This window comes from Arthrobacter sp. TJ-263 (assembly GCF_058269155.1).
In genome coordinates this window covers 121,653-145,158 of record NZ_JBZCNE010000001.1, presented here as the reverse complement: position 1 = coordinate 145,158, position 23,506 = coordinate 121,653, and the positions used below count along the sequence as shown (strand labels likewise).

23 protein-coding genes are annotated in these 23,506 nt (G+C 71.3%); 10 read left to right on the top strand and 13 right to left on the bottom strand.

Annotation, left to right across the window (positions count from 1 at the left end; genetic code table 11):
* Positions 1 to 15: 15 nt before the first annotated feature.
* Complete coding sequence (locus AC4D2F_RS00625) at positions 16 to 690, top strand: potassium channel family protein (protein ID WP_104164359.1); 675 nt, start codon at positions 16 to 18, stop codon at positions 688 to 690.
* Positions 687 to 1,358, top strand: a complete 672-nt coding sequence (locus AC4D2F_RS00620; protein ID WP_104164357.1) for a potassium channel family protein — start codon at positions 687 to 689, stop codon at positions 1,356 to 1,358. The genes AC4D2F_RS00625 and AC4D2F_RS00620 overlap by 4 nt, the downstream gene beginning before the upstream one ends.
* Positions 1,359 to 1,388: 30 nt before the next feature.
* Here the strand turns inward: AC4D2F_RS00620 and AC4D2F_RS00615 are convergent, their stop codons facing one another.
* A complete protein-coding gene (locus AC4D2F_RS00615) occupies positions 1,389 to 2,087 on the bottom strand; it encodes a helix-turn-helix transcriptional regulator (protein ID WP_490909096.1) in 699 nt (232 codons plus the stop codon).
* A gap of 73 nt (positions 2,088 to 2,160) precedes the next feature.
* On the opposite strand from AC4D2F_RS00615, the gene AC4D2F_RS00610 reads away from it, so the two are divergent.
* Positions 2,161 to 2,919: an alpha/beta fold hydrolase gene (locus AC4D2F_RS00610; protein ID WP_490909095.1), complete on the top strand. Its 759-nt coding sequence runs from the start codon at positions 2,161 to 2,163 to the stop codon at positions 2,917 to 2,919.
* Positions 2,920 to 2,947: 28 nt separating this feature from the next.
* Here AC4D2F_RS00610 and AC4D2F_RS00605 read toward each other — a convergent pair whose 3' ends face one another.
* From AC4D2F_RS00605 to dut, 4 genes are all read right to left on the bottom strand, one after another.
* Positions 2,948 to 3,736 (bottom strand): DUF3159 domain-containing protein, encoded by a 789-nt coding sequence (locus tag AC4D2F_RS00605; RefSeq protein ID WP_490909094.1) that lies wholly within the window; start codon positions 3,734 to 3,736, stop codon positions 2,948 to 2,950.
* 11 nt (positions 3,737 to 3,747) lie between these two features.
* Positions 3,748 to 3,990, bottom strand: a complete 243-nt coding sequence (locus AC4D2F_RS00600) for a hypothetical protein (protein WP_490909093.1) — start codon at positions 3,988 to 3,990, stop codon at positions 3,748 to 3,750.
* A gap of 107 nt (positions 3,991 to 4,097) precedes the next feature.
* Positions 4,098 to 4,931, bottom strand: a complete 834-nt coding sequence (locus tag AC4D2F_RS00595; protein WP_490909092.1) for a DUF3710 domain-containing protein — start codon at positions 4,929 to 4,931, stop codon at positions 4,098 to 4,100.
* A gap of 77 nt (positions 4,932 to 5,008) precedes the next feature.
* Positions 5,009 to 5,515, bottom strand: a complete 507-nt coding sequence (gene dut, locus AC4D2F_RS00590) for a dUTP diphosphatase (RefSeq protein WP_490910496.1) — start codon at positions 5,513 to 5,515, stop codon at positions 5,009 to 5,011.
* 145 nt (positions 5,516 to 5,660) lie between these two features.
* Here dut and AC4D2F_RS00585 point away from each other — a divergent pair, with 145 nt between their 5' ends.
* Positions 5,661 to 6,137, top strand: a complete 477-nt coding sequence (locus tag AC4D2F_RS00585) for a DUF3093 domain-containing protein (protein ID WP_490909091.1) — start codon at positions 5,661 to 5,663, stop codon at positions 6,135 to 6,137.
* A 3-nt stretch (positions 6,138 to 6,140) separates the two neighbouring features.
* Here the strand turns inward: AC4D2F_RS00585 and AC4D2F_RS00580 are convergent, their stop codons facing one another.
* Complete coding sequence (locus AC4D2F_RS00580; RefSeq protein ID WP_104166571.1) at positions 6,141 to 6,446, bottom strand: DUF4193 domain-containing protein; 306 nt, start codon at positions 6,444 to 6,446, stop codon at positions 6,141 to 6,143.
* Positions 6,447 to 6,646: 200 nt separating this feature from the next.
* On the opposite strand from AC4D2F_RS00580, the gene sepH reads away from it, so the two are divergent.
* Positions 6,647 to 8,017 (top strand): septation protein SepH, encoded by a 1,371-nt coding sequence (gene sepH / locus AC4D2F_RS00575; protein ID WP_490909090.1) that lies wholly within the window; start codon positions 6,647 to 6,649, stop codon positions 8,015 to 8,017.
* Between the two features lie 32 nt (positions 8,018 to 8,049).
* On the opposite strand, the gene AC4D2F_RS00570 is transcribed toward sepH, so the two are convergent.
* The 5 genes from AC4D2F_RS00570 to AC4D2F_RS00550 all read right to left on the bottom strand — a co-directional run bounded on the left by AC4D2F_RS00570 (position 8,050) and on the right by AC4D2F_RS00550 (position 13,727).
* Positions 8,050 to 8,211: a hypothetical protein gene (locus AC4D2F_RS00570; RefSeq protein WP_490909089.1), complete on the bottom strand. Its 162-nt coding sequence runs from the start codon at positions 8,209 to 8,211 to the stop codon at positions 8,050 to 8,052.
* A 2-nt stretch (positions 8,212 to 8,213) separates the two neighbouring features.
* Positions 8,214 to 8,954, bottom strand: a complete 741-nt coding sequence (locus AC4D2F_RS00565) for a thymidine kinase (RefSeq protein WP_490909088.1) — start codon at positions 8,952 to 8,954, stop codon at positions 8,214 to 8,216.
* On the bottom strand, positions 8,947 to 10,086 hold the full coding sequence (locus AC4D2F_RS00560) for an alkaline phosphatase family protein (protein ID WP_490910495.1): 1,140 nt from the start codon (positions 10,084 to 10,086) through the stop codon (positions 8,947 to 8,949). Before AC4D2F_RS00560 ends, AC4D2F_RS00565 begins: the two co-directional genes overlap by 8 nt.
* Positions 10,087 to 10,161: 75 nt before the next feature.
* Positions 10,162 to 10,839: a DUF5998 family protein gene (locus tag AC4D2F_RS00555; protein ID WP_104164340.1), complete on the bottom strand. Its 678-nt coding sequence runs from the start codon at positions 10,837 to 10,839 to the stop codon at positions 10,162 to 10,164.
* 65 nt (positions 10,840 to 10,904) lie between these two features.
* Positions 10,905 to 13,727: a bifunctional acetate--CoA ligase family protein/GNAT family N-acetyltransferase gene (locus tag AC4D2F_RS00550; RefSeq protein ID WP_490909087.1), complete on the bottom strand. Its 2,823-nt coding sequence runs from the start codon at positions 13,725 to 13,727 to the stop codon at positions 10,905 to 10,907.
* 120 nt (positions 13,728 to 13,847) lie between these two features.
* Between AC4D2F_RS00550 and AC4D2F_RS00545 the strand changes: the two genes are divergently transcribed.
* The 5 genes from AC4D2F_RS00545 (at position 13,848) to AC4D2F_RS00525 (ending at position 20,926) form a co-directional block, all read left to right on the top strand.
* Entirely contained in the window at positions 13,848 to 16,445 is a 2,598-nt protein-coding gene (locus AC4D2F_RS00545; protein ID WP_490909085.1) for a DNA gyrase/topoisomerase IV subunit A, read from the top strand.
* 61 nt (positions 16,446 to 16,506) lie between these two features.
* Positions 16,507 to 17,460, top strand: coding sequence for an ABC transporter ATP-binding protein (locus tag AC4D2F_RS00540; RefSeq protein ID WP_490909084.1), 954 nt, complete (start codon positions 16,507 to 16,509; stop codon positions 17,458 to 17,460).
* On the top strand, positions 17,457 to 19,076 hold the full coding sequence (locus tag AC4D2F_RS00535; RefSeq protein WP_490909083.1) for an ABC transporter permease: 1,620 nt from the start codon (positions 17,457 to 17,459) through the stop codon (positions 19,074 to 19,076). The genes AC4D2F_RS00540 and AC4D2F_RS00535 overlap by 4 nt, the downstream gene beginning before the upstream one ends.
* 93 nt (positions 19,077 to 19,169) lie before the next feature.
* Entirely contained in the window at positions 19,170 to 20,459 is a 1,290-nt protein-coding gene (locus AC4D2F_RS00530) for an MFS transporter (protein WP_490909082.1), read from the top strand.
* A 47-nt stretch (positions 20,460 to 20,506) separates the two neighbouring features.
* Complete coding sequence (locus AC4D2F_RS00525) at positions 20,507 to 20,926, top strand: ArsR/SmtB family transcription factor (protein WP_490909081.1); 420 nt, start codon at positions 20,507 to 20,509, stop codon at positions 20,924 to 20,926.
* Positions 20,927 to 21,083: 157 nt separating this feature from the next.
* On the opposite strand, the gene AC4D2F_RS00520 is transcribed toward AC4D2F_RS00525, so the two are convergent.
* Positions 21,084 to 22,235, bottom strand: a complete 1,152-nt coding sequence (locus AC4D2F_RS00520) for a TerC family protein (RefSeq protein WP_490909080.1) — start codon at positions 22,233 to 22,235, stop codon at positions 21,084 to 21,086.
* Positions 22,236 to 22,414: 179 nt separating this feature from the next.
* Positions 22,415 to 23,464 (bottom strand): GNAT family N-acetyltransferase, encoded by a 1,050-nt coding sequence (locus AC4D2F_RS00515; protein WP_490909079.1) that lies wholly within the window; start codon positions 23,462 to 23,464, stop codon positions 22,415 to 22,417.
* Positions 23,465 to 23,506 lie beyond the last annotated feature (42 nt).

Genomic DNA, 23,506 nt, shown 5'->3' with positions numbered 1-23,506 from the left:
TCAGGGGTGCCCTCGGTGGCTCATTTTGTGATCATGGGTTGTGGCAGGGTGGGCGTCAGCCTCGCCCACACACTCGACGAATCGGGCCACTCGGTAGCGATCATCGACCAGGACGACCGCGCGTTCCGCCGCCTCCGCTCGTCCTTCGGCGGCCGCAAGGTCACGGGTGTCGGCTTCGACCGGGAGACCCTGAAGTACGCCGAGATCCAGGACGCCTACGCCTTCGCAGCCGTGTCCAGCGGCGACAACTCGAACATCCTCGCCACCCGGGTGGCGCGCGAGACGTTCCACGTCCCGCACGTGGTGGCGCGCATCTACGACCCGGGACGTGCGGAGATCTACCAGCGCCTCGGCATCCCCACGGTCGCCGCCGTGCGCTGGAGCGCCGATCAGGTGCTCCGCCGGATCTTGCCCGAGCAGACCATCAACGGCGACTTCCGCGAGACCTCCGGCCGCCTGATCCTCGCCGAACTCGCGCTGAGCGACGCATGGCTGGGGCGGTCGCTGAGGAGCATCGAGGCCGCGAGCGGCGTGCGGATCGCGTACCTCACGCGGTTCGGCGAGGGCATCCTGCCCACCGGTGAGACGAGTTACCAGCAGGGCGACATCCTGCACGCCATGATGAAGACCACCGCGACGGGCGAGATCGGGCGCATCCTCGCCGCCGCACCGAAGGAGGAGAACCAATGAGGGTCGTCATCGCGGGGGCCGGGAGCGTCGGCTCGTCGATCGCACGGGAGCTGCTCGGCAACAAGCACGAGATCCTGCTCATCGACGAGAAGCCCGAGGCGATCGGCCGGAGCGGGCTCAAGGGTGCGAAGTGGCTGATCGGGGACGCGTGCGAGCTCACGACGCTCAAGGATGCGCGGCTCGACGAGGCCGACGTGGTGGTGTCCGCGACCGGTGACGACAAGGTCAACCTCGTGGTGTCGCTGCTCGCCAAGAGCGAGTTCGGGGTGGGGCGCACGGTCGGCCGGGTGAACAACCCGAAGAACGACTGGATGTTCGACGACTCCTGGGGCGTGGACGTGGCCGTCAACACGCCCCGGCTCATGACGGCCCTCGTGGAGGAGGCCGTGGAGATCGGCGACCTCGTGCGCCTGCTGACGCTGCAGACCGGGGTGTCCTCGATCGTGGAGTTCACCGTCCCCCAGGATTCCCCCCTCATCGGCGAGACGATCGGCTCCCTCGACCTCCCGCAGGACTGCGCCGCCGTCGCCATCCTGCGCGACGACTCCCCCATCACGCCCAGCCCGGACGACCTGGTGGAGGGTGGCGACGAGCTGTTCTTCCTCGCGGCCATCGCGGCGGAGGACGAACTCCGGGTGGCACTCTCCGCCCGGAACGACGACGACTAGCCGTCCCGGCCGGAGCGTCGATCGAGGGGCTCACCCGTCCTGACCATGCACCGGCCTGGCGTTCGCCGGGGGGTCTCCGACCTCGTGGAGGGCATGGCCGCCGCAGGCCGTCCTGGTCACGTCGGCCCGCTCGATGCGCGACACGGTGAACCATCGCATCGTGTTGCGCAGTCGGCACCACCCGACGAGGTACCACTGGCCGTTCGTGGAGGCGAACAGCACGGGTTCGACGTCGCGGGTGGTCGTGGTCCCGTCTCCCGATGTGTAGCGGAGACGGATGACCCGCTGCTCGGCCATCCCCTCCTCCAGTGCCGACCTGATGGTGCGCGAGGAGGAGGGCATGGCGTCGACCCAGACGCGGCCGGCCAGCTCGTCGGCTCGTGCTCGGGTCCCGGGATCGAGGACGTCCAGGATCTTCCGGATCCCGGCTGCCGCCAGATCGGCGTAGGGGGCATCGGGTGCGGCGGACACGGCCGCCATGAGCGCCACGGCCTGCGCCGGGGACAGGCTGACAGGCGGCAGGGAGGCGCCTGCGGCCAATCCGTAGCCACCGCCCGGACCCGGGCGCGACCATACGGGCGCGCCGCTGTTCCCGAGCGCAGCGAGGTCTCTCTTGACCGTGCGCACGGACACGCCGAACTCTCCCGCCAGCCGCTCGGCGGAGCAACCCCGTGATCCGTTACGGCGCAGCATCTCGGACAGGGCATGGAGTCGTTCTGCTCGCTTCACCGTCCGGTCCGCACCAAATTCATGACAGAAATGGTGACATACACCTGCCCGTAGCGCCCACGAGGATGTCGACATGACAACTACCACGAGCAGTCCGACCATTCTTCTCATCCCGGGTCACTGGCTGGGTGCCTGGGCGTGGGATGACGTCCTCGAACACCTGGGGACCGACCACTCCCGTGCAGTCGCGATGACGCTGCCCGGTCTCGATGGGGACGATCCCGAGCGTGCGGTGAGGACTCTCGACGATCAAGCCGCAGCGGTCCTGGACGTCCTTGCCGGCCTCGGGGTCTCCGAGGATCAGCCGGCGACCATCGTCGCTCACAGTGGGGCGAATGCCCCCGTCAGTCTCGTCCTCGACCGGCACCCCGAGCTCGTCCACCGGGTGGTGTGGGTCGATTCCGGCCCTGTGGCGACGGGAAGCGTCTCCGCCCCGGACCTCCCTGAGGGGTTGGAGGAGCTTCCGCTGCCGCCCCTCGACGTCCTCGCACAGCAGGCGAGCCTCGAGGGCCTGAGCGCGGAGGTCCTCGAGCATTTCCGGGCCCGGGCCGTCCCCGAGCCCGGCCCCGTGCTTCGTCAGCCCGTCGAGCTCACGAACGATGCCCGCCGCAAGGTCCGGACCACCCTGGTGTGCTGCTCGATCCCGAGCGCGCAGGTGCTGGAGCTGGCCCGAACAGGCCATGTCATGTTCGCCGAAGTCGCGACCATCGAGCACCTCGACGTCATCGACCTCCCGACGGGGCACTGGCCCATGTGGAGCCGTCCCCGCGAGCTCGCCGAAGCGATCCGGTCGGAGGCCTCCCGAACCGGCTGGACTGCACGTACGACCTGAGAGGGCCGGCCGCATCCGGTGAGTACGACTACCCGACGGCGGACGGTCCGGCGTCGGCGGCCGGGCGGGGGCGCGAGACCAGCCACGCGAGCCAGAGGCCGAGCGCGTACAGCGGCAGGCCCATGGCGACGCGCATCGATCCCAGCGCGGCGATGTTCCCGGCCAGGTAGAGCGGCACCTGGACGGCCAGGCGCAGCGCCAGCACCGCCACGATGATCCAGGTGGCGACCGCGTAGGCGCGGACGCGTGCGGGGTCCTTCCGCCATTCGATGCCCTCGTTGCGGATGAAGCCGAAGAGCAGCCCGGCGAAGGGCCACCGGAACAGCACGGAGGCGGTCAGCGCGATGATGTAGCCGCCGTTGATGAAGAAGCCCGGGAGGAAGAAGTCCTCCGCGTTGCCGGTGCGCTGTGCCACGACGGCGCAGAACGCCACACCGATGAGTCCCGCGAGGGCCTGCGTCAGCGGGGTCCTCGAGACGAGCCGGAGGACGGCGAAGACGGCGGAGACCGCCAGCGCCGCGACGAGCGAGACCGTGAGGTCCCTCGTCAGGGTGAAGAGGACGGTGAAGACCAGCCCGGGGGCGATGCTCTCGGCGAGTCCCTGGATCCCTCCGATCGAGGAGAGGACGTCGATCTGGCCGGAATCGGAGCGCTTCACCCCGGACTTCGCGGCGTACTGCAGGGCGAGGTCCGCCGCCGTCGGCCCGGCCTGCGGGCCTCCCGGCCGGTCCTCGACCGGGCCGGCTTCGCCGTCCGGCAGGATCTCCTGGTCCGCGGGCCGCCGGGGGGCGTCGGGGTCCTCGATGGGGTGGCTCATGTCGGGGTTCCTCATCCGTTCTCGTCCGGGCGGCCGATGATCTCGTAGCGGGGGTTGTACACGGTGGGCGTGCCGTCCACCGTGGTGAGCATCCCCTCGAACCGCAGGGCGACTCCTGCCTCGACGCCCGGTACGCGCCGCTGACCCATCCAGATGATCCGGACGGCCACCCGCGCGCCGTTCCAATCGATCCTGACGAGGACGCTGAAGGAGGGAGCGGCCATGACGGGTGCGATGGTGAGGCTGGTCACCATACCGTGGGCCGTGATCCTGCCACGCTGCGGCAACGCGGCGGCGGGTGCGGGAGAACGCCCCGCCAGGTCGGCGGGATCTCGCCCTGACGGCAGCGCCGGCATGACGGTCAGCGGATCTCGGTGATCTCGGGACCGCGCTCGAGCGGATTCAGATCGGGACGCGCAGGAGCGGGGGGAGCGGCCGGAACCCCTGCCGAGGCGTCCTTGGGCAGCCTGAGCTGCAGCAGTTCGCGCGGCGGGAGGGGGTGGTCGCCGCGGACCACGACGACGCCGCGGAAGAGCTGCTCCATGGGTGCAGCGGCGGTCGGCTCGAGGGCTGCGGGTCCTCCGAAGACTCCCCGCAGGAACCAGCGCGGGCCGTTGATGCCCACGAACCGTGCAACCCGGTAGCCTGCCTGGCCGTCGGGTGTCTGCGCGGGGAGCTTGGCGAAGAGTTCGGTGCCGAGCCTGCCCGGCCGTTCCTCGACCGTGCCGCCCTGGGATCCCACCGACGCGCCGATCTGCTCGCGGATCTCGTCCCACAGGCCTTCCGTCTTCGGCGCCGCGAAGGCCTGCAGCTGGAGGGTGGATCCGCCGAGGTCCAGGGTCACGGCGATGACGCGCTTGCTGCGCTCCTCGACCTCGAGGCGCAGCTGCAGCCCCTCGGCCGCGTTGATCCGCAGGGCGCCGAGGTCGATGTAGCCGTGCGCGGTGTCCTGCTCGGAGAGGTCGAAGGGCCCGAGGGTGGTGCGGTCGTAGTCCGCACTGGACACGAGCGCGGCGGCCTGCGGGATCCCGGGTGCGGACGCTGCGTCGTCAGCGGGCACCACCGCCTCAGCGGAAGGGGCGGTCCCGGCCGTCGCGGCCGTCTCCTCCGGCGCGGCCGTGCCGTCGTGGTCCTGGTGCTCCGACGCGTCGGCGGCGTCGTCCTGCTTCTTCTTCCTGAGGCGCCCAAAAGCCATGTCCGGGTTCCTTTCCTGGTGACGTGGTCGAGGTGGTGACATCTTCGGTGGTCGCTGCTGCGACGCGGGGTGGGGCGTCAGCCGCCGGCGGGCGTCGCGACGCCGGCCGGCGGGGCGGGAGTCCCGAAGCCTCCGGTCGAGCCGAAGCCCCCGGCGCCCCGGGCGCTGTCGGGCAACTGGTCGACGACGGCGAACACGGCATGCTCCACACGCTGAATGACCAGCTGGGCGATCCTGTCGCCGCGCGAGAGGCGGACGGCGTCCTGCCGGTCGGTGTTGAGGAGGCAGACCTTGATCTCTCCGCGGTAGCCGGCATCGACGGTTCCCGGGGCGTTCACGATCGTCAGCCCGTGCCGGGCTGCGAGCCCCGACCTCGGGTGCACCAGGCCCACGTAGCCCGGCGGGAGCGCCATCGCGACCCCCGTGGGGACGAGCGCGCGTTCGCCCGGCGCGAGGACGAGGTCGACGGCGGAGCGCAGGTCCGCGCCCGCATCGCCGTCGGTGGCGTACGCGGGGGGCTCGAGGCCGTCGTCGAGCATCAAGATCTGGACCGGGAGGTCCTGCTGTGTACCCATGAACTGCATCTCCAACGCGAGCTATCCGGTGACCAGCACCCCACTTTAGCCCCTTTGCCCGAGCCCCACCTGACAGTGGCGGGACCCTCCGTGGGCCGCACCTGTCAGGTGGGGCGGGGATGAGACGGGGGCCAAAGGGTGGAATGCTGGTGTCATGTCCAGCGCGCCCGGGGAAGCACCCCAGAACACACCCGACCAGACCGTCCTCTACGACGAGCGCCTGTGGCCCTCACCCTGGATCTGGCTGATCGCGGCAGGGTTCTCCGCGGCGACGATCATCATGTTCGCGCCCATCTCGATGGTCGTCGGCTACGCGGTCGCCGTCGTCGTCGCGATCATCATCTTCACCCTGCTCATCCTGTCCACGCCGCGGATCACGGTCACCCCGACCACGCTGTCGGTGGGCCGGGCGACCATCGAGCGGCAGTACCTCGGGACGGTGGACTGGTACGGCGGCGAGGACGCGACCTACCAGCGCGGCCCGGGCCTGCACGGCCTCGCCTACCTGTGCATCAGGGGCTGGATCTCGCCGGTCGTGAGGATCGAGGTCACGGATCCCGAGGACCGCACCCCCTACTGGCTCGCGTCCTCCCGTACGCCCGAGCGCCTCGTCGCCGCCCTCGACGGCTGAGGCTCAGCCCTCACAGTCCACGCAGTACAACTGCCCGCCCCGGTCCAGGGCGATCTGCGAGCGGTGCCGGACGAGGAAGCAGGAGGCGCACGTGAACTCGTCGGCCTGGGCCGCGAGGATCTGCACGGAGATCTCCTCGCTGGAGAGGTCGGCGCCGGGCAGGTCGAAGGAATCGGCGGCCTCGAGTTCGTCGTCGTCGATCACCGCCGTCTGCAGCGTCGCGCCGGTGCCGAGCGCCTCGAGTCGGTCGCTGCGGGTGTCGCCGTCGTCGTCCACCGTCGTTCTCGGCGCGTCGTAGTCTGTCGCCATATCCGCCTTCTCACGCTCCATACGGTCCGGATTCTGTCCGGCCATCCGCGGGTCGTCTGCCCACGGCTGCCATAACGCTACTGCCTCCCCATTTGTGCCCGCTGCCGCGCTGCGGCCCGCCACGCCTGATCACGTAGTAGGAATGACCGCCATTCAGTGGCACAGTTTCATCTAGGAATCATTGTCGGCTGGAGGAATTGATGCAGGAGTTACGCCTGGTGGGTGTCCATGAGGATGGCGGACATCTGCTGTTGAGCGGCGAGGAGGGCACGTCCTACCGGCTGCCCATCGACGACGCGCTGCGCCGTGCGACCGCCCCGGCCGACGCTCCGGCCCCGGCGCGGGATGCGTCGCCGAAGGAGACCCGGACGAAGCCGCCGAAAGCCCCGGTCCACCTGACCCCCCGTGACATCCAGGCCCGTATCCGGATGGGTGCGACGGCGGAGCAGGTCGCCGCCGAATCGGACCTCGACCTCGCCCACGTGCAGCGCTACGAAGGTCCCGTACGCGCCGAGCGCGACTACCTCGCCTACCTCGCGCAGCGCGTGGAGGTCGCCTCGCCGCTTCCGAGCCATGACGGCTACCGGTCCGCCTTCGGCGACGACCCCGCCCTCCTCGGCGACATGGTCGCCTACCGGGTCCAGAGCTACGGGGTGGACCCGGCGTCGCTCGAATGGGACTCGTGGCGGCGACAGGACGGGACCTGGCACGTGGAGGCGTCGTTCGAGCTGCCGGAGGGCTCGACCGTCGACCTGGGTGAGCAACCGCCCGCGCAGTGGACCTACAACCCCACGCGCAAGACGGTCGTCAACGGCAACCGGTGGGCGCAGGTACTCAGCGAGCTCGAACCCCTCGACGGTCCGCTCCCCGCCCGGCGACTCAGCGCCGTGGCGGATCGCGTGTTCGACTTCGAGGCCGAGAAGGCCGACGAGGCACCGGAACCCACCCCCGCCGACCAGGACGGCCTGCTGGACGTCCTCCGCTCGCGCCGCGGCCAGCGCCTCGGCGCGGACGAGGACGGCGACGACGCCCTCGCGGAGCTCCTCACCCGGGGCGGCATCCCGGCCGCCCATCCGAGGGTCGACGACGGGACCGAGGACACCGGGACCAGCGGCACCGGGACGGACGAGGCCGGCGCCCACCAGGACGGGTCGACGGAACGGGACGCGGCAGCCCCCGGGCTCGCGCTCGCGCCGCGCTTCGGGGACGACGACGTGCTCGCCGGAGAAGCCGGGTCCGAGGAGGGGACGGCCCAGCACGAGGACGGGACACCGCGGCTCTACGACGGAGTCAGCACGGACACCCGCGAGATCAGCATCTTCGCGCAGCCCTCACGCCGGGATCAGCCGCCGGCCGGAACCGGTCCCGACGGCAGCGGCCGGGCTGCCCGCCCTGGGGGCCGGGACGTGCCCAGGGGTGCGGGCAAGGGCACCGGCAGGGACGCTGCCGCGGAATCGAGCAAGGACACCGGCAAGGACGGGGCGGAGGTCGCGGCTGAGCGCCGGGTCAAGCCCAAGCGCTCGAGCGTGCCGAGCTGGGACGACATCGTGTTCGGGCGCAAGAACGACTGACCCTCCCCCGCCGGCCCGGCCGAGTGTCCCGGTCAGGCGCGGCGACGGCGGGTGATCGCGACGCCGACGACCACCCCGGCCAGTGCCCAGAAGGCGCCGGCCCCGACTCCGGCCAGAGGGATCCAGAACGGGACCCGGAGCGTGTCGGCGTCGTGGTATTGCCTGTGCTCTGCATGATCGTCTGTGGGTGGCATGGTCAGATTCTGCCAGATTCATGCTCCCGCGCCTCGAAGGGCAGCGGAACCTCGTTGGAGTAGAGCGACGGCGAGGTCCTGGAGGTCTGGCGTCGCATGTGGTGCCGTCGGCACAGCGTCTCGTACCCGACCACGGGCTCGCGGTCCCGTCCGCCGGACAGCGGATGGTCCTCGGGACGCCGCAGGAGCGCCGGGGCGTCGTCGTCGATCGGCTGGTCCACGTCGCCGACCACCATCTGGTCCCCCTCGACGACCATGACGCCGTCCACCGTCCGGGCGTTGTGGGTGGCCCTCTTGCCGCACCAGCACAGCGCCTCGACCTGCAGCACCTGCACGCGGTCCGCGAGTTCGATCAGGCGCTGCGACCCGGGGAAGAGCCGCGTGCGGAAGTCCGAGGTGATCCCGAAGGCGAAGACGTCGATGTCCATCTCGTCCACGACGCGCGCCAACTGGTCGATCTGGTCGATGGTGTAGAACTGGGCCTCGTCGCAGATCACGTAGTCGATCCGCGCGCCCATGGTCTGCCGCAGGGTGAGCTCGGTCCAGAAGTCGGTGTCCGGGAAGACCTCGACGGCCGGCACCTGGAGCCCGAGGCGGCTGGAGATCATGGACTCCCCCGCCCGGTCGTGGGAGGTGAAGAGCACCCCCCGGCGGCCGCGGGCCTTGTGGTTGTGGTCCATCTGCAGCGCGAGGGTCGACTTCCCGCAGTCCATGGTGCCCGAGAAAAACAGGAGCTCAGCCACGGCGGGCCCCCTTGCCGCGGCTCCCCCGGGGGCGGCCGGGACCGGCGGGTTTCGCCAGGGTGATGAGGGGGATGTCGCGCTCGGCCCGCGTGAGGGAGCCGTGCTGCCCCACCAGCTCGAAGGCGGTCGGCTGCACGCGCCGCCCGTCGATGAGGGCGATCCCCTCCCGTGCCAGCACGAGCAGGTCGCCGATGCGCGGCAGCACGTCCTCGCGCACGGGCCCGAAGTAGCCTCCGGCGACGGCCTCGTCCCGCGTCAGGACCCAAGCCCGGGACCCGAAAACTTCGTGCCAGCGCAGTGCCAGGGCGTCCCGCTCCCCGGCGGGGAGGTCCGGGGCGAGGTAGAGGTGGAGCATCCGCGGCTCGCCGCCCGTGTGGGCGACGCCCTCGAGGAGGTCCGGTTGCTCGGAGTAGTCGATCCGCTGCGGTGCCGCGATGTCCACCATGCCGTGGTCCGCCGTCAGGAGCAGGAGGGTGTCCGACGGCACGCGGCGGGCCAGGAGCTTCAGGGCGGCGTCGAGATCCTCGAGCGCCCGTAGCCAGTGCTGGGAGTCGACGCCCCACCGGTGACCGGCCTTGTCGAGGTCGTTGACGTAGAAGTACATCAGCATGGTCGGCGCCGCTGCCAGCCGGACGGCGGCGGCGTCGATCTGCGCGTGGATGGTGCTCGCCCCGGCGAAGGCGCCGCCGCGCAGTGCCGCGCGCGTCATGGGCGAGTCCTCGAAGCGGGGGTGGCTCACGGTGACGACGGGGACGTGCGCGGACACCCTCTCGAAGACCGTCGGGTGTGGCTGCCAGGCGAGCGGATCGACGGCGTCGTCCCACCGGCCGAGCATGTTGACCACGGTGTCCTGCGCGGGATCGAGGACGTCGTAGCCCACCAGGCCGTGCTGGCCCGGGGCGAGGCCGGTACCCAGGCTGGCCAGCGATGCCGCCGTCGTCGAGGGGAAGGCGGAGGAGAGGATCCGCGCCGACGCGAGGCTCTCCCGCAGGAACGGGGCATGCGCCGCGTATCTGCGCAGCAGCGCCATGCCGAGCCCGTCCACCATGACGACGGCGATACGCCGTGCGTCGGGCAGGCCGAGGGAGTTGGTGAAGCCGTCCACGCCGAGCGCGGCGGCCGAGCTGGTCATCACCTCGGCCACCGTGGACGCGCCGTAGGCAGGCGGGGCGGGAAGGGGCTCCCTATGGAGGAAAGGCATCAAGCGCTACCGCTGGTGGTGCGGCCTGTTGAACCGCGCGCCGAAGCCGGGCTGCCGGCGCGGCGTCACGTCCGGGGCGGCGACGTACCCGCCCGAGACGGGGCTCGCCGTGTTGACCTTGCGCAGCGCCCGGGCGAACCCCTTGGCGTTCTGCACCGCCTGCGCACCGTCCGCCTCGGCGCTGACGCGCAGGACGATGTCCTCCTGCGCCATTGTCCCCGTGAGGCCGTGGTCGGCGTCGCACTGCGGGTCCCCGCAGCTGGCGGGGCCGATGTCCAGGCGCTGCCCGCCGGACCAGGCGATGGCGAGGGTCATCTCGCGGACCTGGTCGGTGGGCTTGTAGTCCTGCGGCTGCGCGTAGAGGTAGCTGAGGACCACGGAGCGGATCTGGCTGACGGGGACGGACTCCGTGGAGATCTGCGCCATGACCTGCTCGCCGGCGTCGTCGAGCTGCTGGTCGTCCACGTGCGTGATGACCAGCATGTCCTCGGTGAGGACCAGGACCGTGATGTGGCGGTGCACCTCGGTGCGTTCGAAGTGCGTCTCGAGGTGCGCGACGTGCGAGAGCGGCTCCCGGCCGTCGAGGGCGTCATGGACGACGTCGGCCACGAGCCGGGGATAGAAGCCTGCCCGCTCGAGCGATGCATCGAGGTCGCGCCACTGTACGGAAAGCGATGGGGTCATATCCCCAGTTTCCCCCACCGGCCCGCCTCCTGCCTAACCAACCCGCGCACGCGGCACGGGCGCCGTCAGTCGCGCATCGCACGCCGTGCGCTGTCGGTGCGGCGCTGCGGATTGCCGACGTCGATCGCGGCACTGAGCACCGAGAGGCCGGACGCGGCGACGAGCACGGGGTTGAACTCGAGCCGGGCGATCTCCGGGTGGTTGTCCTTCAGCAGTGCCACGCGCGCCACGAGGTCCTCGATGGCCGCGACATCGGCGGGAGGCAGGCCCTGGTAGCCGAAGAGCTTGCGGGACGCCCGCGGGGCGCGCACGAGGTCCGCGATGTCGCCGGTACTGAGGGGCGGGACGGCGTGGGCCCAGTCGTCGAGCAGGTTGACGGCGTCGCCCGCCAGACCGAAGGAGATCACCGGGCCCATGAGCGGATCCTCGATGGCGCGGAGGCTGCACGCCTGACCGGAGGGAGCCATGGACTGCACCTCCATGCCGAAGCTGCCGAACGGGGCGAGCACCTTCTCCATCAGGGTGATGTTCCTGCGCAGCGACTCGGCGTCGTCGATGTTCAGCCGGACGCCGCCGAGGTCGAGGCGGTGGCGCAGGTTCTCGTCCATGGTCTTCAGCGCCACCGGCCAGCCGAGGCGTCCGGCAGCCTCGACCGCTTCGTCGGCGGAGGAGAAGCGGGCGGACGGCTGGAGGTGCATGCCGTAGCAGCCCATCAGCGCGGCGCTCTCCCCGGCGGTGAGCCTCGTGAGTTCGACGTCGGCCACCCTGGCCCGCACGCCCGCCAGGACCCGCGTCGCTGCGTCGACGTCGACGCCGTCGGGATCCACGAACTCCCCGTGGTCGCGGGAGCGCCAGTGCGCGTACCGGACCACGGCGCCGAGCGCGGCCAGGGCCGCTCCCGGACTGGGGAAGCAGGGCAGTCCGCGCTGCAGGGGCAGCGCGCGCCCGGTGTCGGTGGTGGCCTGCCCGGCGGGGGCCGGCGCGGCGGGCGCCCGGACGGGACCGGGGTCGGGAGGCGCCGCGGATGCATCGGCTGCGGCGGGGGCAGCGGGGGGTGCGGGCACGTCGCCGGACGATGGCGCGGCCACCAGCCCGTCGAGCTGGACCCCGGCATCGAGGATGCCCGTGAAGGACGCGATGACGGGCTTGCCCGCGGCCTCGGCGCACCGCTGCAGGCACGCGGCCACGGCCTCGGCGGTGAGCCCGCGGGCGGGCAGCGTGGTGACGATCGCCGTGTGCACGGCGTCGTCGCGCAGTGCATCCGCCACGGCCGCGGTGAGGGCGGGCAGGGCGACCGACTGCCCCGTGTCGAGCAGCAGCCCGGTCTCCAGCCGCGCGACGGTCATGCCCTGCGACACGACGCCGTCGGCCACCACCTTGCCGAGGGCGGACGAGTTGCTGAACACCGCCACGCCCGGGCCCTGCGGCAGGGGCTGGCTCGCGACGATCTGCGCGATGTCCATGAGCTGCTCCGTCGTCTCGACGCGCATCACCCCGGACTGCCGGAGCATGGAGTCGAGGGCGCCGGGGGGCGCCTGGCTGGTGCGGACGGCGTGGCCCGGGGGGAGCTGCAGGCCCGTGACGTCGCTCTTCGCGACGATCACGGGTTTGGTCCGGGCCAGGCGGCGGGCGATCCGCGAGAACTTCCTCGGGTTGCCGATCGATTCGAAGTACAGGCCGACGGCGCGGGTGGTCGGGTCGTCCTCCCAGAACTGCATGGCGTCGTTGCCCGAGACGTCGGCGCGGTTCCCGGCGGAGATCACCGAGGAGACGCCGAGCCCGCGCCGGTACGCGCTGGCGTAGAGGAGCACGCCGAGGCCTGCGGACTGGCTGAAGAGGGACAGCGCCCCGCGCATCGGCAGCCCGGGCGCCATCGAGGCATTGAGCCGGATCGCGGGATCCGTGTTCACGAGGCCCAGCGACGCCGGCCCGACCACGCGCATGCCCTGCGCCCTGGCCTTGTGCACGAGGGCGCGCTGCCGCGCCAGGCCGTCGCCGTCGTCCTCCCCGTAGCCGGCGGTGGCGACGAGCAGGCCCTTGACCCCGGCACGCCCGCACTCGTCGACGACGGCCTCGACCTGGTCCTGCGGTACGGCGACGACCGCGAGGTCCACGGGTTCCGGGACCTCGGCGAGCGAGGCGTGGGAGACCATGCCGTGCAGCTCGAAGGCCTCGGGGTTGACGGCGTACACGCGCCCGGTGAAACCGCCGTCCACCAGGTGGTCGAGCAGCGCGTAGCCCACGGTCCCCCACTCGCGGCTGGCACCGATCACGGCCACGGACGACGGCGTCAGGAGTTCCGCCATGCTCCTCGCCTCCGCGCGGTGCTCACGGGCCTCCATCACCGCCTGGGACTTCCGGGTGGGGTCGATGTCGAAGCTGAGCATCACGACGCCGTCGTCGAAGTGCCGCTCCACCTCGTAGCCGGCCTCGGCGAAGACCGTGATCATCTTCCGGTTCTCGGGCAGGACCTCCGCGGAGAACCGCCCGATGCCGTTCTCGCGGGCGGCGGCGGCGAGGTGCTCGAGCAGGATGGAGCCGACGCCGCGCCCCTGGTGGTGGTCGGAGACGTTGAACGCCACCTCGGCCTCGAGCGGGTCGTCGAGCCGGTCGTAGCGGCCGATCCCGATGATGTCCCCGCCCCGCGTGATGACGAACGCGACGCGGTCCCGGTGGTCCACCTCGGTGAAGCGCCGGAGCTCCTTGGCGCTGAGCCTGGCCTTGTAGGTGAAGAACCGCAGGTAGATGGAATTCTGTGACTGGCGGACGTGGAACGCCTGGACGGCGTCGGCGTCGGAGGGTGAGATGGGCCTCAGATGGGCCGTCCCGCCGTCGCGCAGGACGACATCAGCTTCCCAGTATTCGGGGTATTGTCCGTCTGCCACCATAGACTCAGGGTAGTCGGCATCCCCCGGGCCGGGCCGGGACCGCGGTCGGAACCGTCCCCGGGTCGCGGATGCCGCTCGACCACCCCGAACCGTACCCCTGAGTTGTTGAGGAACCGCCACGTGGCCAGGCGCCAGAACTCCGCACCGCCGGAGAATTTCACCGAGAAGATCATCGACATCGACGTCGAGACCGAGATGGAGGATTCCTTCCTGGAGTACGCGTACTCCGTGATCTACTCGCGCGCACTCCCCGACGCCCGCGACGGCCTGAAGCCCGTCCAGCGGCGCATCCTCTACATGATGACCGACATGGGCCTGCGCCCGGACCGCGGGCATGTGAAGTCCGCCCGCGTGGTGGGCGAGGTGATGGGCAAGCTCCACCCGCACGGCGACAGCGCCATCTACGACGCCATGGTGCGCATGGCCCAGGACTTCTCCCTCCGCCTGCCGCTGATCGACGGGCACGGCAACTTCGGCTCGCTCGACGACGGCCCGGCGGCCGCCCGGTACACGGAGGCGCGCCTGGCGGCCCCCGCCCTGACGCTGACCGACCACCTCGACGAGGACGTCGTCGACTTCGTCCCGAACTACGACAACCAGCTCACCCAGCCGGAGGTGCTCCCCGCCGCCTTCCCGAACCTCCTGGTCAACGGTGCCAGCGGCATCGCCGTCGGCATGGCGACGAACATGCCGCCGCACAACCTCGGCGAGGTCGTCGCGGCAGCACGCCACCTCATCGCGCACCCGGAGGCCCCGCTCGAGGACCTCATGCGCTTCGTGCCCGGACCGGACCTCCCGAGCGGCGGGAAGATCGTGGGGCTCGACGGCGTGCGGGACGCCTACGCGACGGGACGCGGCTCCTTCAAGACCCGCGCCACGGTCAAGGTGGAGCAGCTCTCCGCCCGCCGGACCGGCCTCGTGGTCACCGAACTCCCCTACACCGTGGGCCCGGAGAAGGTGATCGAGAAGATCAAGGACGCCGTCACCGCCAAGAAGCTCCAGGGCATCTCCGACATCGTCGACCTCACGGACCGCAAGCACGGCCTGCGCCTCGTGATCGAGCTGAAGAACGGCTTCAACCCGAACGCGGTCCTCGCGCAGCTGTACCGCTTCACGCCGATGGAGGACTCCTTCGGCATCAACAACGTGGCCCTCGTGGACGGGCAGCCCCGCACGCTCGGACTGCTGGAGCTCCTGCAGGTCTACATCACCCATCGGATCCTCGTGGTCCGCCGCCGCACCTCCTACCGGCTGCAGCGCAAGCGCGACCGCCTGCACCTCGTGGAGGGCCTGCTCGTCGCGATCGTGGACATCGACGAGGTCATCCAGATCATCCGCTCCTCGGACGAGACCTCCGCCGCGCGGGAGCGCCTGATGTCCATCTACGACCTCTCCGAGGTCCAGGCGAACCACATCCTCGAGCTGCGGCTGCGCCAGCTCACGAAGTACTCGCGCATCGAGCTCGAGAAGGAGCAGGACCAGCTCCGCCTCGAGATCGCCGAGCTGGACGCCGTCCTCGGGTCGGAGGAACGGCTCCGCACCCTGGTCTCCGCCGAGCTCGCCGCGCTGTCGGACCAGTTCGCCACCCCCCGGCGCACCGTCCTGCTGGAGTCCGAGGCGGCCGCCCCGCTGAAGGGCTCCACCCTCCCGGCGCCCGCTGCCAGGGGTGCGAAGGCGCTGATGCCGCTCGAGATCGCCGACGATCCCTGCTGGGTCCTCCTCTCGGCGTCCGGCCAGCTCGCCCGTACCTCCGATCGGCAGCCCTTCGGGGACGGGCAGCGGATCAAGCACGACGCCTTCCGGTCCGTCCTCGCCTCCACGGCGCGCGGCGAGGTGGGTGCCGTGACCTCGGCCGGCCGGATGATCCGCCTCCAGGTCATGGACATGCCCGCCCTGCCGCCCACGGCCGGCGTGCCGAACCTCGCGGGCGGAGTGCCGTCGTCGGAGTTCATCACGCTGGAGCGCGGCGAGAGCCTCGTGGGGCTCGCCCCACTGGGGGCGGTGGTCGCCCTCGGCACCGCGCAGGGCGTGGTGAAGCGCGTGCAGCCCGACTACCCGCTGAACCGCGACGACTGGGGCATCATCTCGCTCAAGCCGAAGGACAAAGTGGTAGGAATCGCTGCGGCCTCCGATGCCGACGACCTCGTCTTCATCACCCGCCTGGCCCAGCTCCTGCGGTTCCCGGCCTCGGTCGTGCGGCCGCAGGGCCGGACGGCCGGCGGGGTGGCCGGCATCAAGCTCGCGGCCGGCGACGCCGTCCTGCACTTCGGGGCGGTGTCCCACGGGGACGGGCAGGGCGTGGTGGTGACGGTGGCCGCGGCGGGCGACGCGCTGCCCGGGACGGCTGCGGGCTCGGCAAAGGTCACCGAGTTCTCCGAGTATCCCGTCAAGGGCCGTGCCACCGCCGGTGTGCGCGCGCACCGCTTCCTCCGAGGCGAGGAGTCGCTCTCCCTGGCATGGGCGGGCCATGGCCCCGCGCGTGCCGCCTCCGCCAACGGCGTGGCCCGCGCCCTGCCCACCGAACACGGGCGGCGCGACGGTTCCGGTGTCCCCCTCACCCAGCAGATCGACGCCGTCGGACCGAACCTGGTGGGTCTCATCGAGGCGACGCGGCCGGCGGTGCCGGAGGTCGGTGGACCGACGGCGGCGGCGTCGCAGCCCGGCGATCCGGCACGGGACGCACTCCCGGACGACGACGCCCAGGGCACGCTGCTCTAGGGCCGGCCACCGGGCCCGAGGACCGTTCCCAAGGTTTCGCAGCGGGCGTATGCTCCCCTGCATGGCCAGCGTCCTTTCGGCCCGTGATCTCGCCAAGTACTACGGTCGGGTGCATGCACTCGACGGGCTGGACCTTGACGTCGGAGAGGGCCGGATCCACGGTTTCCTCGGGCCCAACGGTGCCGGGAAGTCCACGACGATCCGCGTCCTGCTCGGCCTGGCCCGCGCGACGTCGGGCACCGTCGAGGTCTTCGGCGCCGACCCCTGGCGTGAGGCCGCCTCCCTGCACCGCCGGATCGCGTCCGTCCCCGGCGATGTCAGTGTCTGGCCGAACCTGTCCGGCGGGGAGACGATCGACTTCCTCTCCCGCCTGCGCGGCGTCCGACGCCACGAGCGCGGGTACCGCCTCGAGCGGGAGCGGCTGGTGGAGGCCTTCCTCTTCGACCCGCGCAAGAAGGGCCGGGCCTATTCCAAAGGCAACCGCCAGAAGCTGGCGCTGATCGCGGCCTTCGCGGTGCCCGCCGAGCTCTACATCCTCGACGAACCGACCAGCGGCCTGGACCCCCTGATGGCGATGGTGTTCCAGCACGAGATCACCCGGGTGCGCGAGGGCGGAGCCACCGTCCTGCTCTCGAGCCATGTCCTCTCCGAGGTCGAGCAGCTGTGCGACGTCGTGAGCATCGTGCGTGCCGGGAAGGTCGTGGAGTCCGGCACCCTCGCCGACCTGCGCCACCTCACCCGTACCGAGGTCTCCTTCGCGGCAGCGGACGCCTCGCCGCTCGAGTCCATCCCGGACGCCCACGATGTGCGGTTGGAGCACGGACGGGCCCGGTTCACCGTCGACAGCGACCACGTCTCCTCGGTGCTGCCGGCGCTCACGGCACTGCAGGTCGAGGGGCTCCGCATCGAACCACCCTCCCTGGAGGAGCTGTTCCTCCGGCACTACGGCGACGACATAGCCCCGACCGGTCAGGACGGGACCGTTCGCGAGCGGCACAGGACAGCGGCCCGATGACGACGTTCCCGGTGCTCCTCGGCCAGCGAGTGCGGCGCGACGGGGTGCAGTTGCTGCTGTGGACGGCCGGCACCGCCCTGCTGGCCTACCTGACGAAGGTGAGTGTCGCGCAGGCGTACGGCACCGAGGAGGCCCGCGCCTCGATCCTGGCGGTGGTCATGGCCAATCCCGTGATCCTGCTCTTCCGTGGACTGCCGTCGGGAGCCGGCGAGGGCGCCTTCATGCTCTTCCTGATCTTCCCGTTCCTGGCGCTCCTCGCGGCCCTGATGAGCTCGTTCCTCGCCGTGCGGCACACACGCGGCGACGAGGAGACCGGGCGCGCCGAACTGGTGGCAGCCACCCGGGCCGGACGCCGGGCACCGCTCGGTGCCACGCTGACCCACGGCATCCTTGCCAATGTCGTGCTGGCGACCCTCAGCGCCGTCGCACTGACCGCCGCCGGACTCGGGGTCCGGGGCTCGGTCGTGTCCGGCCTGGGCGCCGGCGCCGTGGGGCTGACCTTCCTCGGTGTGGGCCTCGTCTCCGCCCAGCTCATGAGGACGTCGTCGGGCGCGAACTCCCTGGCCGTCTGGGTCCTGATGGTCTCGTTCCTGACAGCCGGGGTCGGCAACGCCCTCGGCACGCCGAGCAACGATCTGCAGCGCATCGAGAGCTCCTGGCTGACCTGGCTGTCACCGTTCGGGTGGGGAGAGCAGACCCGGCCGTTCGCCGAGGACAACCTGTGGCCGATCCTCTGGTGTGCAGCACTCGGGATGGTGCTGGCCGGCGTCGCGGTCGCCCTGCATTCGGTCCGTGACCTCGGCGGGAGCTTCGTCCCCGAGCGGCGGGGCAGGCGCAGCGCCCCCGCGACGCTGTCGACCCCGCTCGGTCTCGTCGCGCATCAGACCCGGGCCTCGATCCTCGGGTGGGGTGTCGGGGGCCTGGTCACGGGGATCCTCGCAACCACCCTCGCCGCGGTGATCCGTGACATCGGGACGGACAACCCCGCCGTCGAGCAGGTCATCCGCTCGATAGCCGGCGGCGCGGACGTTGAACAGGGCACGGTCGTCGTCTTCTTCACGATGCTGGGCATCCTCGCCGCGTGCTGCGCCGTACAGACGGTCTGCAGGGCACGCCAGGAGGAGACGCGCGGCACGGCGGAGCTGGTGCTGAGCACCCCGGTGGACCGCGTCCGGTGGCTCGCGAGTTTCCTCGTCATCGCCTTCGTCGGCATCCTGGTGGTGATCGGGGCGGCCCTGGCGGGCGCCGCGGCGGGCCTCGCCTCCCGCGACGGCGACTGGGCTCTGCTGGGTGATGTGGCCATCACCGGTGCTGGGCAGATCGCCGCGGCCTCGGTGTTCCTCGTCGTCACGGCGGTGATCTTCGTCGTCGCCCCGCGGCTGACCATCCCGCTCGGGTGGGCGCTCGTGCTGGTCAGCATGATGCTCGGGCTGTTCGGGCCCCTGTTCGGCTTCCCGGACTGGGTGGTCCAGCTGTCACCCATGGGCGTCACGCCTACGGTGACGGGCGACGGCGTCGACGTCGAGGGCCTGTGGTGGCTGGTCGCGGCCGTCGCGGCGGGCGGCGCTCTGGCGCTGGGTCTCATGCGCCGCCGGGACCTCGCCCCGGCGGGCTGAACGGACCGACGATCATGCACGACATGTGACCACGTGCGTACTGGTGCACTTATGCTGAGGTAAAGTACTCCTGCTCGAGACGGGTCCTCCGCCATGCTGTCCGTCCTACGCCGTCCCGCGTACCGGAATCTCTTCACCGCCCAGGTCGTCGCCCTGCTGGGGACGGGCCTGCTGACCGTGGCGCTCGGCCTGTTGGCCTTCGATCTTGCGAGCGGTCGGGCGGGCGCGGTCCTGGGCACGGCATTGACGATCAAGATGGTCGCCTACGTCTTCGTGGCACCCGTCATGGCGGCGCTCGTCGACCGCCTCCCCCGGAAGGCGGTCCTCGTGGGCGCGGATCTGGTGCGCGCGGCGATCGCCCTGAGCCTGCCGTTCATCGACCAGGTCTGGCAGGTCTACGTTCTGGTGTTCGTCCTGCAGTCCGCGTCGGCGACCTTCACCCCGGCGTTCCAGGCCCTCATCCCGGTGGTGCTGCCCGAGGAGAAGGACTACACGAAGGCGCTGTCACTGTCCCGGCTCGCCTACGATCTCGAGTCCCTGGTCAGCCCGCTGCTCGCTGCGGCCCTCCTGACGGTGATGACGTTCCACACCCTGTTCGTGGGAACCATGCTCGGCTTCCTGGTGTCCGCGGCCATGGTCCTCGCGACCGCGTTGCCGGCGATCCCGCCGGCGGTGCAGCAGGGCTCCCTGCTGCACCGCACCACCCTCGGCAGCCGGATCTTCCTGCGGGAGCCACCCCTGCGCGGGCTGCTGGCCCTGGACCTCGTCGTCGCGGCCGCCACGGCCCTCGTGCTGGTCAATACGGTCGTCTACGCGCGGGACCTCTTCGGCGGATCGAACACCGACGTGGCGATCGCCCTGGCGTCCTTCGGTGCGGGCTCCATGCTCGTCGCCTTCCTCGCGCCGCGCGTCCTGGAGCGCACCCCCGACCGGACCTTCATGCTCATCGGCGCAGCGGTCCTGACGGCGGGACTGCCGGCCGCGGCCTTTCTCGCCCTGACCGAGCAGAGCCGGGTGCCCCTCACCGGCACTTCGTGGGCGATCCTGCTCGGCCTGTGGTCCGTCCTCGGCATCGGCACCTCCATGATCAGCACCCCCTCCTCGCGGCTGCTGCGCCGCGCCGCCACCGACAGCACCCGGAGCTACCTCTTCACCGCCCAGTTCTCCCTGTCCCATGCCTGCTTCATGCTCACCTACCCCGTCGCCGGCTGGGTGGGCGCGGCCGCGGGCCAGGCCGTGGCCGCCCTGACCCTCGCGGCACTCGCGCTCGCGGGCACCGTCGTCGCCTTCGTGGTGTGGCCGTCGGGGGCCCGGGACGGCCACGCTCCGACGTCGATGACGCCGGACGGGCGAACGGCCCGGCCCGCGGGCGGCGGACGGTAGGTCAGGACATCACCGCAGGGGCCAGGAAGGGAAGGGACGTGGTCGGCATGGGCGGACATCTGGGTGGACATCTGGGTGGGGAGTCCGCCGACCCCCGGGAGCCCGCCGCTCCGGACGACGGCCCGCAGGGCGGGCCGAGCCTCGTCCACCCGGTGGAGCCGGACGCCGAGCGCCTCGAGGCCGGCGCGGCGACCTTCCGGATGCTGTCGGATCCGACCCGCCTGCACATCCTCTGGATCCTCACCGGCGGGCCCGCCGACGTCGGGAGCCTCGTTGCTGCCACCGGCGCGAACCGGACGGCCGTGAGCCAGCACCTGGCCAAGCTCCGGCTCTCCGGGCTGGTCTCCACGCGGAAGGATGCGCGCAACGTCATCTACAGCATCGTGGACGGACATCTGTCCCGTCTCATCCTCGAGGGCATGAACCACGCCGACCACCGCGTGACCGGAGAGCCCGTCCACGAGTAGCCACCCGCGACCGGGTCCTCGGACGGGACGGTCAGGGCGAGCCCGCGGCGCAGGACGAGGGTGGGGAGGATGCGCCATGAGTTCGCTGGTGCTGCCGGCCCTGGCGCAGCCGCGCGGCGCGCTGACCCCACCCGCTCGGCAGCCCTCCGCTCCGGCGTCATGACCGGCGGTCCACGCCGCTCGTCCCGCCGTCCGCGGGCTCGCCCTGATCCGGCCCCGGGCCGGGCGTCGGTTGCGCGTCGTCGCCCGTGGACATCTCCGGCCCGCCGTCCCGGCCGGCCCGAGCCCGCGCCGTCGAGCCGCGGCGCCCGCCCCGGAGCGGCTGGAGGGCGGCCATCTCCTCCTCGCCGGCGGTGCGGAAGGGGGCGACGGCGGGTCCCGGCAGGTTCCGCCGTGCCTGGCCGCGGGTGGCGACCAGGCTCGCGACGACGGCGGCGGTGAGGATAGTGGTGATCACTGCGAGGGAGATCGGCGTGGGGATGTAGTAGAGGTCGATCTTGAGGGCCATCTTGATGCCCACCCAGACGAGGACCAGGGCGAGCCCGACCTTCAGGTACACGAAGCGGTGGATGAGGTCGGCCAGCAGGAAGTACATGGCGCGCAGGCCCAGGATCGCGAACGCGTTCGCGGTGAAGACGAGGAACACCTCGTCGGTGACGGCGAAGATCGCGGGGATGGAGTCGACGGCGAAGACGATGTCGGTGACTTCCACCAGGACGAGGACGGCGAGCAGGGGGGTGGCGAGCAGGATCCCGTTCTTCCGGATGAGGAACCGCTGGCCGTGGAAGGCGTCCGTCGTGGGCACGTACCGGCGGAAGAGCTTCAGGGCCCGCGACTTCGACGGATCGATGTGCTCGTCGCGCTGGACGAGCATCCGGTATCCGGTGAAGAGCAGGAAGGCCGCGAAGACGTAGAGGACCCCGGAGAAGTTCTGGATCAGCACCGACCCGGCGGCGATGAAGATCCCGCGGAAGACCAGGGCGCCGAGGACCCCGAAGAACAGGACGCGGTGCTGGTACTCGCGGGGGACGGCGAAGAACGTGAAGATGATCGCCCAGACGAAGACGTTGTCCACGGCGAGGGACTTCTCGATGAGGTAGCCGGCGAAGTACTGCTGCCCGAACCCGGCGCCCCAGACCCGCCACACGATGATCCCGAACACGATGCCGCAGAACACCCACACGCCGGACCAGGCGGCCGCCTCGCGGACGCTGATGACGTGGGCGTGCCGGTGTGCGACGAGGTCGACGACGAGCATGAGGAGGATGAAGCCGATGACGGCGAACCAGACCCAGAGGGGGACGTCCATGAAGTGCCTTCCAGTCAGTGGATACCAACTGGAGGTCTCTCCCGGCCACCCGGGTGGCCCTGTCCGCCGGAGGGTGCCGGGACCCTCGTAGTGACGACGAACCGGATGTGGGGATACTCCCCTCCGTGCCTACGAGTGAACCACAGTCCGCCCGCCGAGGGGAAGAGGTGGGGGAAGGGTCAGGCGGGGCGCACGTGCAACGGCAGGTCGAACACGATCGACCGCTGGGTCGGGACGTAGCCCATGCGCTCGTACAGGCCGAGCGCCCCCGAGGGGTTCTCGGTGTCGACGCCGAGCCCCGCGTTCTGCATGCCCGCCGCGCGGTACCGCCTCATCGCCTCGGCCAGCAGGGCCGGGGCGAGGCCGCGACCCCGCCAGGTCCGCCGGACACCGAGGAGGTCGGTATAGCCCTCCGTGCGGCCGAGCAGCCGCTGGGAATCGGGATCGTAGCTGGACAGCTGGTAGGCGACGACCTCGCCCGTCGAGGGGTCCAGGAGCGCGAGGCTCCAGTCCGCACGGAACTCCGGGTGGCTGACGGTGAACTGCCACGATTCCTGATCGCGCGGCTCGCTCCCCCAGTGGTCCTGGAAGGCGTCGTTGTGGGCGAGGCGGACCAGCTCGGAGATGCCGCGGTCCGCGCCCTCGGCGAAGGTGAGGAGCTGCAGCCCCTCGGGGAAGGTGAGGTCGGGGATGGGCTGGTCCAGCGGCCTCGTCATCTCCGTGAAGTAGCGGACGATGCTGCTGCCGCTCGCGGTGAGCAGCGCCAGGTGCGAGGGGTTGCGCTCCTCGACGTAGTTCCGGAAGACCCCCTCCGTGTGTCCGGTCTCCCGCAGCCGCATCTCCGCGCGCCAGGCCTGCCAGGCGAGGACGGCCCGGCCGATACCGCGACCGCGCCACGCGTGGTCGACCCCGCCGGCGCCGTGGATGAGCGACGAGCCGGGATTCCGCGACAGGCGCCCGAAGGCCCGCGGCTCGCCGTCGCCGTCGAACCCGGCGACGGTGTCCCTGCGGGGATCGTTCTTCGAGGCCCGCAATGCCTGCTCGAGGTCGGCGCGCTCTTCCACCCAGTCCGGCTGGTCCTGCTCCGCGATGCGCTGGATGAGCGCATGCCAGCGGGGGATGTCGGCGTAGGTGAGCGCCCGCCACTGCAGCCCGTCGGGCAGCTGTGGAGCATCCGGTGCCGGGGTGTCCGCACCGGCGTCGTGGCCGGGCGTGGAGGGCGTGTTCATGGCCCCAGCGTATTCCAGGAGGAGCGCGCCCACCCTCACCCA

Bases quoted from the DNA above. Each gene is read 5' to 3' on its own strand.
- AC4D2F_RS00555 (WP_104164340.1), bottom strand. From the start codon at position 10,839: ATGACCCCATCGCTTTCCGTACAGTGGCGCGACCTCGATGCATCGCTC.
- AC4D2F_RS00515 (WP_490909079.1), bottom strand. From the start codon at position 23,464: ATGAACACGCCCTCCACGCCCGGCCACGACGCCGGTGCGGACACCCCG.
- AC4D2F_RS00595 (WP_490909092.1), bottom strand. From the start codon at position 4,931: ATGGCTTTTGGGCGCCTCAGGAAGAAGAAGCAGGACGACGCCGCCGAC.
- AC4D2F_RS00605 (WP_490909094.1), bottom strand. From the start codon at position 3,736: ATGAGCCACCCCATCGAGGACCCCGACGCCCCCCGGCGGCCCGCGGAC.
- AC4D2F_RS00620 (WP_104164357.1), top strand. From the start codon at position 687: ATGAGGGTCGTCATCGCGGGGGCCGGGAGCGTCGGCTCGTCGATCGCA.
- AC4D2F_RS00560 (WP_490910495.1), bottom strand. From the start codon at position 10,086: ATGACCAGCTCGGCCGCCGCGCTCGGCGTGGACGGCTTCACCAACTCC.
- AC4D2F_RS00530 (WP_490909082.1), top strand. From the start codon at position 19,170: ATGCTGTCCGTCCTACGCCGTCCCGCGTACCGGAATCTCTTCACCGCC.
- AC4D2F_RS00610 (WP_490909095.1), top strand. From the start codon at position 2,161: ATGACAACTACCACGAGCAGTCCGACCATTCTTCTCATCCCGGGTCAC.
- AC4D2F_RS00535 (WP_490909083.1), top strand. From the start codon at position 17,457: ATGACGACGTTCCCGGTGCTCCTCGGCCAGCGAGTGCGGCGCGACGGG.
- AC4D2F_RS00550 (WP_490909087.1), bottom strand. From the start codon at position 13,727: ATGGTGGCAGACGGACAATACCCCGAATACTGGGAAGCTGATGTCGTC.
- AC4D2F_RS00525 (WP_490909081.1), top strand. From the start codon at position 20,507: ATGGGCGGACATCTGGGTGGACATCTGGGTGGGGAGTCCGCCGACCCC.
- AC4D2F_RS00585 (WP_490909091.1), top strand. From the start codon at position 5,661: ATGTCCAGCGCGCCCGGGGAAGCACCCCAGAACACACCCGACCAGACC.
- AC4D2F_RS00520 (WP_490909080.1), bottom strand. From the start codon at position 22,235: ATGGACGTCCCCCTCTGGGTCTGGTTCGCCGTCATCGGCTTCATCCTC.
- AC4D2F_RS00540 (WP_490909084.1), top strand. From the start codon at position 16,507: ATGGCCAGCGTCCTTTCGGCCCGTGATCTCGCCAAGTACTACGGTCGG.
- sepH (WP_490909090.1), top strand. From the start codon at position 6,647: ATGCAGGAGTTACGCCTGGTGGGTGTCCATGAGGATGGCGGACATCTG.
- AC4D2F_RS00580 (WP_104166571.1), bottom strand. From the start codon at position 6,446: ATGGCGACAGACTACGACGCGCCGAGAACGACGGTGGACGACGACGGC.
- AC4D2F_RS00600 (WP_490909093.1), bottom strand. From the start codon at position 3,990: ATGGTGACCAGCCTCACCATCGCACCCGTCATGGCCGCTCCCTCCTTC.
- dut (WP_490910496.1), bottom strand. From the start codon at position 5,515: ATGCAGTTCATGGGTACACAGCAGGACCTCCCGGTCCAGATCTTGATG.
- AC4D2F_RS00570 (WP_490909089.1), bottom strand. From the start codon at position 8,211: ATGCCACCCACAGACGATCATGCAGAGCACAGGCAATACCACGACGCC.